Here is a 9,317-nt window from a genome sequence, read left to right on the forward strand (position 1 = left end):
GGCCACCCGCTACGACCACACCGCTTCCAGCTTTCTCGGCTTCGCCCTGCTCGGCTGCATCCGCTTATGGATCAGGTTCGTCCACGCGGCCTAATGGGGTGAAAAAGCATACACTCCTGAGCAAAGAGAGGGGCGCGACGCGCCCCTCTTACGCCCTATCCAGCGGTTTCAGAACAACTTGGACAGCTTTGCCTTGATTTCATCGAGCCAGCCTTTTCCGCCGCCTCCCCCAGCCGTCTTTTGCTTGACTTTCCTGAGTTCAGCATACAGGGGCTCAAAGTCCTTCTGCTTTCCATAGCCCAGCAGTTCTGCCATTTCCAACTGCTGCCGCGCTTCGTTCAAGAATGTCTCCAGGCGCTCATTGGACGCTTCGCTCCGCTGACTATCTTCTACCAAGGTCTCGGCGCGCTTCAGGAGCAGCCTGGCGCGCAGGGCGGGCAGCGGATGCACGCTGCGCGTCTCGACCAGCATGCTGAGCGCTGCCTGCAGCGCGGCTTTGGCTTCTTCAATCTTGCCCTGATCGATCAGCGGCACGACTGACTTCACGGCTGCGGGATAGGACGCCAGAGGGATGTTGGTGACCGCGATCACGATTTCACTTGCCAGCAAAGCCAGCACGTGACGTGCCTGTTGCACCTCGCTATGTTTGAGGGCATCCAGCGCCTCGTCGGTCATCGCCTCAATGGTTTCCGTGTTGGCGAACAAGTCGTGCACGATGGTGCGCACATCAACGGGGGCCAGGGCAAGCGTGGGTTCGCGCGCAACGATCAGCTCCAGCTTTCCCGTCACTTCGGCCAGCGTTGCCAATGCGCGTGCAGCGTCCTTGCCGTCAAGTGCGGCCAGCGCTGATTTGGTCAGCGCCAAGGCCGAGACGGCCTCATCGAGGACTTGTTTACGTTTGTCTGCCGCCTGCGAGTCCGTTTCCTTCTGAACCTCAGGCTGTACCTCCGTGACGACTTCAGGCTTGGCCTCTGGACTGACAGGAAGGCTGCTTACCGCGGCCTGTTCGTTTATTTCTTTGTTCGTCGCATTGGGATTCGATGTTTGCTCATTCATGGTGATATGCCTCGTATGAGTTAGTGAAAATAGGCGAATCTATTGGGGCTGACTGCGAACATCGCGAGACTGACCGACCGAACAGTCGGCCCCTTCATCACCTCAAAACAGCTTTTGGAGGCGCGTCTTCAACTCGTCGAACCATCCCTTGCCGCTTTTGCCACCAGCCGACTTTTGCTCAATGGACTTCACCTGATCGAAGATGGGTTTGAAATCCGCCTTCTTGCCATAACCCAGGATCTGCGCCATCTCGATCTCCGTGCGCACGGACGACAGCAAGGTGCTGAGCTCCTCGTTCTGCTTGGCATCGCGCTTGTCGGTCTCGGCCAGCTTTTCAGCTTTTGCCATCGCGGCTTCAGCCCGTAGCACGGGCAGAGGAAAGGCGACCGAGGTCACCACCAGCGTGTTCAGTGCTCGGGCGAGTTCCGCCTTGGCGTCGTCGATCTTGCCGCTGTCGATGAGCCGTGCGGCCGACTTGATCGCTGCCGGGTACGTTGCCATCGGCAGGTTGTCGGTTTCGATCACGATTTCGCTGGCCAGATTGGCGACGATGGGCCGGGCCTTTTGCACCTCGCCATCACCCAACAACTCCCGAGACAACTCGACCGCTTTCTTCACCGTTTCCACGTTGGCGTGGATATCGTGGGTGATGACGCGTACATCGACCGGCGCCAAAGCAAGTTTGGCGTCGCGTGCCAATACCAGTTCCAGCTTTCCGCTGGCCAGTTCCAGCGCAGCGAGCGCCTCCTTGGTCTTCTTTGCATCAAGGAGTGTCAAAGCCTCCTGGCTCTTGGTGAGCGCCGTGATGGCGTCCTGAGTGAGCTCAGCACGCTTTTTTTCGGCTTCCCGGGCGGCCTTGTCATCTACCTGTGGCTGCGCCGCCTTGGATGCGGCAGAGGGTGCTGCAGCACCTGGGCTAGAACCTGCCGCCGATTGGGCCTGAGCCGGTCCGCTAAGTCCGACGACGACCGCCAGGGCAAGTGCGGAGAAGGTTGATTGGGGCTGTTTGATATTCATGATCTTGGGCTCCTAATTAAAGTTAGTTGACTGAGATTTCAATCTGTTTCGGTTTGGCTTGCTCGGCCTTGACAAGCCGCACTTCCAGCGCGCCGTCTTTCATCGAAGCCGTCACCTTGGTCGAATCAACGTTGTCAGGCAAGACAAAGTTGCGCACAAAGTGACCTGCCACTGAACTTTCATCCAGCGGCGATTAGAGTCTCGACCGTTTCTGTTACGCCGTTGGGCGTGGGTTGAGCAACGGGCGGAGACGCGAAGCCCTTATCGAGCGAAGCGTCGGAGCCGGTTGCGGTAAGGGTTCCGGCGAAGGCCGCCGGGGTCTGGTATCCGAGCGAGGAGTGCGGTCTCGCGGTGTTGAAGTCCTGCCTCCATTCGGCGATGGCGCTGCGGGCGTGGTCGAGGCCGAAGAACAGGCTCTCGTTCAAGAGCTCATCGCGCATCCGGCCGTTGAAGCTCTCGACGTAGCCATTCTGCATGGGCTTTCCGGGCGCGATGTAGTGCCACTCGACGCGATGATCCTTCGACCAGGCGAGGATCGCGTTCGAGGTGAACTCCGTGCCGTGGTCGGAGACGATCATGCCCGGCTTGCCGCGTCGGGAGATCAGGTCCGTCAGCTCACGAGCAACGCGGCGACCGGAGATCGACGTGTCCGGGATCGCTGCCAGGCATTCGCGCGTCACGTCATCGACGATGTTGAGCACACGGAAGCGCCGCCCGCAGGCGAACTGATCGTGCACGAAGTCCAGCGACCAGCGCGCGTTCGCCCTTGCCTCGACCAGGATCGGCGCCCGCGTGCCCACCGCGCGTCGCCGCGCCCGGCGCTTGCGCACCGTCAGGCACTCCTCGCGGTAGAGCCGGTAGATCGAGCGCATGTAGCTGGCCGTCATCCCGTCGTCTTTCTTGCAATTGTCACACCCGTCCACGCCGGAGGATCAGAGGCGGGGAAGGATTCGAGCGAGGCTTCGAGGACCGGATCGAAACTCTCCCTGTCGCTGGTAGACGGGTCGGCCGTGCTCTCATGCTGGACGCCTCTTGAGAGGCGGCGATCGGGGCGGAACGGGACCCGGAAGGCTCCCGGGGCATCGACGCCCCTGTGCAGCCGGTGGCGCGTCTCACCCGCCCAAGGGTTCGCCATCCGGGCTCCCCCAGCGTCCTCGCGCACGACATAATGCCAGTCCTGCCGCTCTGCGAAGTCCACGGCGCTGTCGCGATCCGGAAACTTCAGCCGGATCGGACGATAGGGATCGTCGCTGGAGGTATATCCCATCAGCGGCTCGATGTGGGGCGGGCGCGACGGCTCGAATTCCAGTATCCAGTAGTTGGGCCGCGGCGCCGATGTCATCGCGGAACGTGCCGGCCGGTAAATGATCGCGGTCGGAACGTCCCATGATCTCATGTTGGTCCCGGGTATCTTCGGCGGGAATGGTGGGCGATTGTGACCGCGCATGTCAGCTCTCCTGGGTGTCGGTTGATGCGAGAATGTGACGTTCGAGATCGTCGAGTTTTTCCATTCGTCTCGAATTCAGGCGAACGGCGTGTTCGGTGTTCTGCGAAGGAAAGGCAGCAGTGTGTAAGACGTCCGACCGCATCGCTATTGTGAGATCAGCGACGGCAGTCATTACACTTTCTCCGTCTGCGTCCGAGAGCGCGCCGTCGGCAAACCCGGATTGCAAGCTCTCCAGTACCTGCTCGAAGCTGGACACGACCCCTGCACTCGCGACCACAGCCAGCTTGTGGCTGAGAACACGCAGTTCATCGATCAGCTTCGCATCGTGCCTTGCGGTTTCCACGATCTCTGCGACCTTCTCGATGCAGGCCATGTAAATGTCGCATTGCTGCTGGAGGATGATGACCCTTCCTTCCTTGCGAAGCTCGAGATCGGTCTGGCGATTGAGAAGCGCCGCGGTCAGAATGATCGTCACGACAGCGCCGAGGAAGATGAGCGTCATCTCCTGCGCGAAAGGCAGTATGTCTTCGGCAAGATACATCGAACGAAAAACGAAAACGATGCCGATGCCCAAGGCAGCGGCCGCAGCAGCAAATGCCAAGTCAGGCAGGCGGTTCGACATCAGCACCTCGCATTTTCGGTGTCAGGTGGCATGCACGGCTTTGCATCGGCGTCCGGCGCCTCTGCGTCCCGGTGCCGCAGGAAGATTGGCGTCGGACCGCTGCCGAACGGATTGAAGCCGGTGCTCAGGCAACGGTCGAAGATCGTTTCGTCCCATCGGGTGAAATCGTCCTCCTCGCCGGCAAGTCGCCCGTCATCCACCACAGGGCACCTCACGCCTTTGCCGATGGGGGAGCGTTATCGAAGGCCGCACCGTCCGAACGATCCCCCTTGCGAAGCCGTAGCCCGAGGAGGATCATCATCCCCCCGAAGACCGCGGCGTAGAAGCCGATCAGCCAGCCGAGCGCGAGGAAGCTTTCGACCGGGCGCGTCAGCAGCATCCAGGTCACGACGACACCGAGAACGACCGAGAGAAGGCCGCTCAGGATCAGCCAGATTTCGCCGTTGATTTCCTTTCGCAGGCGGATCGCTGCCGCGATCTCGAGGGCACCCGAGAACACGGACCAGAATGCGATGCTGGCCCAGAGGAATGTAGCAAGCACAAGCGTCGCGACAAAAGGCGAGACAACCACGACGACGCCCGTGGCGATGCCTAGAATGCCGCTGAACATCAGCCAGCCCCAGCGTTCGCCCTTGCGGATGTTACGTATCGCGGCGACGAGGCCGAACACGCCGTCGGCAAAGGCGAACGCGCCGAAGACCAGCGTGAGCGCCAGAAGCGATTCCGCAGGCATGACGAAGGCTAGCACTGCGATGATCAATGCGAGCACGCCGCGTAACACGAATGCCCACCAATTCCGGGACAGGCTGCACAGGATGTCCTGCATCTTGTCGGTCGGGTTTTCAGAGGCTATGGTCATTGGTCGATCTCCTATTCAGTTCCATGTCAGGTGTCGGAGCCGGCCTCCTCGCCGGTTAGGGCGGCGGCCACGCGGCGGCGATCCTCGATCGGCTGAGGCAGACGCCGCGTGTGAGCGATTTCCCGTTCGATGGGCGCGCGGCCTGATGGATCTCTGACCAACCCGGCTTCGGCAAGCCTCGCGCGTAGTGTCGCGCCCGCATTTTCTGCGATCTCGGCGACCATTGTCTCGGTCAGGCCGAAAAGGTCTGCCGTCTCCGCGATCGTAGCGTTGTCGAGGTGGAGCCGATAGAGAACGCGGCGTTCGACCGGCGGAAGATCGGCGATTGCCCGGTGCAGCACCATGGCGATCTTATGCCGATCCGCTTGGCTCTCGGGGTCTGTGCCGCCGTCGTCGGCGAGGAGGTCCTCCAGCATCAGCACTTCGTCGGGCTGGTAGAACTCGAACATCGCCTGATCCGCCTCGGTCGGATCCTCCGCCGGGGCCTCGGGTTCCGCCTCGATGGAGGCGGCATCCTCAGGCACGGCGCGGCGCGCGCCGCGCGCCTCGGCCTCGATGGTCTCGAAAGCCAGTTTCAGCAGCCAGTCGCCTATGGAAAATTCGGTGGGCCGCTGCTCGAACCTTTCCAGTCCCTTGAGGATCGTCGCATCGACAAGATCGCGAACGCTGAGGTAACCCTCCGGTACCGATCCGCTACATTCGAGATAGGTCAACTCGCGCCTGACGGTGTCATAGACCGTATCGAGATGATCCTCGATCAGCTCAAAGAAGAGCTGGCGCCGGTCCGCTTCCGCCGCATCCCGCGCGGGCGGCAGCGGGGCGCCGATCCGGCGCCGGCGGGCGGGACGCTTGTATTCAGGCTCGTGCTTGAGGCGCGCCACATGCCGATCGACCTGGTGGCGCAGGTCGGCAAAGGCCTTGCGCAGGACAGGCTCGATCTCGAATCCCTCTTCCCGGGCCGCGATCACGCCCGACGGCAATTGCAGGCGCAGGCTGACTTTGATGCGCTTCTTGCCCCTCGTCTGCGAGGCAACGACTTCGAGCCGGACCAGATCCTCGCGAAAGCGCGCAAGGTGCGGTTCAAGTTGCCGCAATTCTTCCTCGATGACCTCAGGCGCGCGCTGTTGGCCGTGCCGGTCGAGATTGCGGAATGATCTAATGACGTTCATGCCGTGGACCTTCCTATAACTCTCCGAAGAGATGGTCCGGCGCGACCGATATCGCGCCGGGCCAGTCTTTTGCGCTGTCACTCGGCGGACTTGTCGTCCTTGGACTGCACCTCATCCCCAACGCTGGGCTTCGGAACGTCCGTCTTGTTTTCGGCAACTTCGCTGGGCTCCTCGATCCCGGCCTTGGCCTGATCGTCCGGGCTGTCGTCACCGGTGTCCTTTACGATCTTTTCGAACACGACCCTCTGTTCGTCTTCCGACCAGGCGACGCGGACCTTGTCACCATCCTCGATCCGCCCGGAGAGCATCTCGCGGGCCAACTCGGTCTCCAACTGCGACCGGATCAGCCGGCGTAGCTCGCGGGCACCGAATTCGGGACGGAAGCCGACCGCGCCGAAGTGATCCACGACGCTCACATCGAGTTCGAGTTCGACGCCCTGGGTAAGGGCGGTCCGCTTCACCCGGTTGAGCTGCAACTCGACGATCTGGCGGATTTCCGACTGGTTCAGCGAGTGGAAGACGATGATCTCGTCGATCCGGTTGATGAACTCTGGCCGGAAATGACCGCGCAACACCTCCATCAGCTCGGACTTCTGCTTGGCCTCGTCGAACTCACTGCTGCCGCGTTTCGTGAGGTTGCGCTGGATGATGTCCGAACCGAGGTTCGACGTGGCGATGATGATGGTGTTGGTGAAGTCCACCACGCGCCCCTTGCCGTCGGTCAGCCGACCGTCGTCGAACACCTGCAACAGAATGTTGTAGACATCCGGGTGCGCCTTCTCGATCTCGTCGAGCAGCACGACCGAGTAGGGCCGACGGCGCACCTTCTCGGTCAGTTGCCCGCCTTCGTCGTATCCGACGTAGCCGGGAGGCGCGCCCACCAGCCGGGCGACCGAGTGGCGCTCGCCATACTCCGACATGTCGATGCGGATGATTGCGTCCTGATCGCCAAAGATTACTTCGGCGAGCGTCTTGGCCAGTTCCGTCTTGCCAACCCCGGTCGGCCCGAGGAAGAGGAATGTCGCGGTCGGGCCGCGTCCCTCGCGCAGTCCTGCGCGCGCCAGGCGCACCGCATCCGCCACGGCGCGGATGGCCTCTTCCTGGCCGATGACGCGCTCGTGCAGCTTCTCCTCGAGCTTGAGGAGCTTGTCTTTCTCCTCGGTGGTCAGCTCAGTGACCGGAACGCCGGTGATCTTCGAGACGATCTGCGCGACATGATCGGCGCGCACCTCGGCGGTCGCCGAAGCCTGATCGCGCTTCCAGATCTCCAGAAGCTCGTCGAGCTCCTTCTGCTTCTGCTCCAGCTCCTTCTTCAGTTCCGCTGCTCGGTCGAATTGCTTGCGGGCTGCGGCATAGTCCTGCTCGCGCTTGATCTGCGCGACCTCGGCTTCGAGTTCCTGCACGTCCACGGGCCGAGCAGTGGCCGAGATCTTCACCCGCGCCGCGGCCTGGTCGATCAGGTCGATCGCCTTGTCGGGCATGAAGCGACCGGTGATATAGCGATCCGAAAGCTCCGCGGCGGCGATGATCGCCTCGTCGGTGATCGTCACCTTGTGGTGGCTTTCGAGCGTGTCGCGCAGCCCGCGCAGAATCATGATCGTCTGTGCGACCGTGGGCTCGTCCACATAAACCGGCTGGAACCGTCGCTCGAGCGCCGCGTCCTTCTCGATGTATTTCTGGTACTCGTTGAGCGTCGTCGCGCCGATCAGGTTCAGCTCGCCCCGCGCCAGCGCCGGCTTGAAGGTGTTGGCGATGTCGAGACCACCTTCGCCGCCGCCCTGGCCGGCGCCGACGATGGTGTGCATCTCGTCGATGAACAGGATCAGGCTGTCCTTCTCCTCGGTGATCTCCTTGAGGATCTTCTGCACCCGCTCCTCGAACTCGCCGCGATACTTCGACCCGGCCACCATCGAGTTGATGTTGAGCTCGACCAGCCGCTTGTCGCGCAGCGCCTCGGGCACTTCGCCCGCGACGATCCGTTGTGCAAGTCCCTCGACGATGGCGGTCTTGCCCACGCCGGGCTCGCCGATCAGCACCGGGTTGTTCTTTTTCCGGCGGGCCAGCACTTCGATCGTCGTCTCGATCTCGCGGGCGCGGCCGATGACGGGATCGAGCTTGCCCTCGCGGGCGAGTTTCGTCAGGTCACGGCTGAACTGGTCGAGATCGGGGGTGTTCGACGGAGTCTCGACGCGGCCTTCCTCGGCTCCCTTGCCGACCACCTTCGTCACCTGCTGACGCAGCGCCTGCGGCGTCAACCCCAGCTTGCGCAGCATCGCCGCGGCCAGGCCTTCACCTTCCTCGGCAAGTCCGATCAGAAGGTGCTCGGGACCGACATAGGAATGGCCGAGTTCGTTCGAGGCGATGAAGGCCCGGTTCAGCGCGTCCTTCAGGCGAGGGCTTACGCCGATTTCGCCGTCCGTCTTGGCGTCTCCACGCTTCGCCTCCTTCTCGATCTGGCGGCGCAGATCGTCCACATCGACCTTGAACTGTTCCAGGATCGTCTTGACGACGTCAGACGAGGTCAATGCCAGAAGCAGATGTTCGGTATCGACCTCGCTGCGCCCGAATTCCCCGGCCTTCTGTGCTGCATCCTGCAGCAGCTTGTTGCCCTGTTCGCTCAGCCGGTCGGCGATGGTGCGTCCGCCGCCGCGCCGCGATCCGCGGCGCGGCGTTTCCTCCCCGAAGGTGGCATCCACGACGTCGTCCTCACCCGCGCCCGTGGCGCCCAGTGCACCACCCCGCAGCGGGCTGTCGCTGAACAGGCTGCCGAACCCGCTATCGCCGAAGAATTCGTCCAAAAGGGAATGTCGTCCGAACAGGGACTCCAGCGGCGATGCGCTGCGGCCCGACCGGCGCACCATTTCGCGGTAGTGCTGATCGCACAGCTCCATGTTCTGAACTTTGCCGTTCACCGAGGCGCGCACGCGCGCCGTCGCCGGGCGACCGCAAATATCGCAAGCTCCGTTTGCCATTCGTCTTCTCCGTTTCTTTATCCAGTCAGGGTTGTCCGCCGATCATCTGCGCCAGTGACAGTGTTACGCAGCGACCGCTTCCGTTCTTTTTACCTTGGACCCAATTGCCACCAGATCGGGCTCGTCCAGTGTCTCGCGTTGCAGGAGATCCTGCGCGGATTGCTCGAGCAGCGCC

7 protein-coding genes and 3 pseudogenes are annotated in these 9,317 nt (G+C 62.3%); 1 reads left to right on the forward strand and 9 read right to left on the reverse strand.

The features are described 5' to 3' along the window. A pseudogene (locus FIB18_RS25540) lies at positions 1–94 on the forward strand (IS5 family transposase); the annotation flags it as partial. A 74-nt stretch (positions 95–168) separates the two neighbouring features. Here the strand turns inward: FIB18_RS25540 and yfdX2 are convergent. From yfdX2 to FIB18_RS24205, 9 genes and pseudogenes are all read right to left on the reverse strand, one after another. Continuing rightward, a complete protein-coding gene (gene yfdX2, locus FIB18_RS24160) occupies positions 169–1,056 on the reverse strand; it encodes a heat resistance protein YfdX2 (protein WP_140023415.1) in 888 nt (295 codons plus the stop codon). 102 nt (positions 1,057–1,158) lie between these two features. Beyond that, on the reverse strand, positions 1,159–2,073 hold the full coding sequence (gene yfdX1 / locus FIB18_RS24165; protein ID WP_038595119.1) for a heat resistance protein YfdX1: 915 nt from the start codon (positions 2,071–2,073) through the stop codon (positions 1,159–1,161). A 22-nt stretch (positions 2,074–2,095) separates the two neighbouring features. Next, positions 2,096–2,239: pseudogene (locus FIB18_RS24170) on the reverse strand (Hsp20/alpha crystallin family protein); the annotation flags it as partial. A 13-nt stretch (positions 2,240–2,252) separates the two neighbouring features. Beyond that, positions 2,253–2,942: pseudogene (locus FIB18_RS24175) on the reverse strand (IS3 family transposase); the annotation flags it as partial. 14 nt (positions 2,943–2,956) lie between these two features. Beyond that, positions 2,957–3,520 (reverse strand): NADH dehydrogenase ubiquinone Fe-S protein 4, encoded by a 564-nt coding sequence (locus FIB18_RS24180; protein ID WP_140023417.1) that lies wholly within the window; start codon positions 3,518–3,520, stop codon positions 2,957–2,959. A 1-nt stretch (position 3,521) separates the two neighbouring features. Continuing rightward, on the reverse strand, positions 3,522–4,142 hold the full coding sequence (locus tag FIB18_RS24185) for a hypothetical protein (protein WP_140023420.1): 621 nt from the start codon (positions 4,140–4,142) through the stop codon (positions 3,522–3,524). A 211-nt stretch (positions 4,143–4,353) separates the two neighbouring features. Then, positions 4,354–5,001 carry an HdeD family acid-resistance protein gene (locus FIB18_RS24195; protein WP_140023422.1) on the reverse strand — a complete coding sequence of 216 codons (648 nt, stop codon included), beginning with the start codon at positions 4,999–5,001 and terminating at the stop codon, positions 4,354–4,356. A 26-nt stretch (positions 5,002–5,027) separates the two neighbouring features. Beyond that, entirely contained in the window at positions 5,028–6,170 is a 1,143-nt protein-coding gene (locus tag FIB18_RS24200) for a sigma-70 family RNA polymerase sigma factor (RefSeq protein WP_140023425.1), read from the reverse strand. A gap of 77 nt (positions 6,171–6,247) precedes the next feature. After that, the gene (locus tag FIB18_RS24205) at positions 6,248–9,142 is read right to left on the reverse strand and encodes an ATP-dependent Clp protease ATP-binding subunit (protein ID WP_038595109.1); all 2,895 of its coding nucleotides are present in this window, start codon (positions 9,140–9,142) and stop codon (positions 6,248–6,250) included. Positions 9,143–9,317 lie beyond the last annotated feature (175 nt).

Source organism: Brucella pecoris (assembly GCF_006376675.1).
GTDB lineage: Bacteria > Pseudomonadota > Alphaproteobacteria > Rhizobiales > Rhizobiaceae > Brucella > Brucella pecoris.